Source organism: Myroides phaeus (assembly GCF_900099675.1).
GTDB lineage: Bacteria > Bacteroidota > Bacteroidia > Flavobacteriales > Flavobacteriaceae > Flavobacterium > Flavobacterium phaeum.
Window position 1 is genome coordinate 1 of sequence record NZ_FNDQ01000043.1, and the last position, 1,977, is coordinate 1,977.

At 46.6% G+C, this 1,977-nt stretch carries 2 tRNA genes and 1 rRNA gene; all 3 read left to right on the forward strand.

Going from position 1 to position 1,977, the window contains the following annotated elements:
- The first annotated feature begins 145 nt into the window (after positions 1-145).
- The 3 genes from BLT46_RS12845 (at position 146) to BLT46_RS12855 (ending at position 1,971) form a co-directional block, all read left to right on the forward strand.
- Positions 146-1,663: ribosomal RNA gene (locus tag BLT46_RS12845) — 16S ribosomal RNA — on the forward strand.
- 71 nt (positions 1,664-1,734) lie between these two features.
- Positions 1,735-1,808 (forward strand) — tRNA-Ile (locus BLT46_RS12850).
- Between the two features lie 89 nt (positions 1,809-1,897).
- Positions 1,898-1,971: transfer RNA gene (locus BLT46_RS12855), tRNA-Ala, on the forward strand.
- Positions 1,972-1,977: the final 6 nt, after the last annotated feature.

The following is a 1,977-nucleotide window of genomic DNA, read 5'->3' on the forward strand; positions in this document are numbered from 1 at the left end:
TACTTTTGCACTCGCTTTGAAAGACAAGTGAGATTATAATTAAGAAGACACGTTCATAGACATATTGGATTGACAGCAAAAATTAAGAGAGTAAGGCAAATGTTTACATTTGAATTAACTTGCTAATTAACGAAATTAAAAATATACGATGAAGAGTTTGATCCTGGCTCAGGATGAACGCTAGCGGCAGGCCTAACACATGCAAGTCGAGGGGTATATTGAGCTTGCTTAATAGAGACCGGCGCACGGGTGAGTAACGCGTATGCAACCTACCTTCTACAGGGGAATAGCCCGAAGAAATTCGGATTAATGCTCCATGGTTTAATTGAATGGCATCATTTAATTAATAAAGATTTATCGGTAGAAGATGGGCATGCGTATCATTAGCTAGTTGGTGTGGTAACGGCATACCAAGGCGACGATGATTAGGGGTCCTGAGAGGGAGATCCCCCACACTGGTACTGAGACACGGACCAGACTCCTACGGGAGGCAGCAGTGAGGAATATTGGTCAATGGAGGCAACTCTGAACCAGCCATGCCGCGTGCAGGATGACGGTCCTATGGATTGTAAACTGCTTTTGTACAGGAAGAAACCTCGCTACGAGTAGCGATTTGACGGTACTGTAAGAATAAGGATCGGCTAACTCCGTGCCAGCAGCCGCGGTAATACGGAGGATCCGAGCGTTATCCGGAATTATTGGGTTTAAAGGGTTCGTAGGCGGTTGGATAAGTCAGTGGTGAAATTTCTTAGCTTAACTAAGACCCGGCCATTGATACTGTTTGACTTGAATAGTATGGAAGTAACTAGAATATGTAGTGTAGCGGTGAAATGCTTAGATATTACATGGAATACCAATTGCGAAGGCAGGTTACTACGTACTTATTGACGCTGATGAACGAAAGCGTGGGGAGCGAACAGGATTAGATACCCTGGTAGTCCACGCCGTAAACGATGGATACTAGCTGTTCGGTTTTCGGACTGAGTGGCTAAGCGAAAGTGATAAGTATCCCACCTGGGGAGTACGTTCGCAAGAATGAAACTCAAAGGAATTGACGGGGGCCCGCACAAGCGGTGGAGCATGTGGTTTAATTCGATGATACGCGAGGAACCTTACCAGGGCTTAAATGTAGATTGACAGGTTTGGAAACAGACTTTTCTTCGGACAATTTACAAGGTGCTGCATGGTTGTCGTCAGCTCGTGCCGTGAGGTGTCAGGTTAAGTCCTATAACGAGCGCAACCCCTATTGTTAGTTACCATCGAGTAATGTCGGGAACTCTAGCAAGACTGCCGGTGCAAACCGTGAGGAAGGTGGGGATGACGTCAAATCATCACGGCCCTTACGTCCTGGGCTACACACGTGCTACAATGGTCAGTACAGAAAGCAGCTACCTGGCGACAGGATGCGAATCTCAAAAGCTGATCACAGTTCGGATTGGAGTCTGCAACTCGACTCCATGAAGCTGGAATCGCTAGTAATCGGATATCAGCCATGATCCGGTGAATACGTTCCCGGGCCTTGTACACACCGCCCGTCAAGCCATGGAAGCTGGGGGTACCTGAAGTCGGTGACCGCAAGGAGCTGCCTAGGGTAAAACTAGTAACTAGGGCTAAGTCGTAACAAGGTAGCCGTACCGGAAGGTGCGGCTGGAACACCTCCTTTCTAGAGAAAAAATTAGTAATTAATACTTTACTCTCGCTGTTAGTTCAAAAAATAAACACTTAAGTATACAGAGTCTCGTAGCTCAGCTGGTTAGAGTACTACACTGATAATGTAGGGGTCGGCAGTTCGAGTCTGCCCGGGACTACTAAATACCTTAAGGGTTTAAAAGGAAATTATAGAGGTTGCGTTATCCACAACCCAATGGAAGCAGATAACACAAATATCTATATCTATGGGGGATTAGCTCAGCTGGCTAGAGCGCCTGCCTTGCACGCAGGAGGTCATCGGTTCGACTCCGATATTCTCCACAAGAA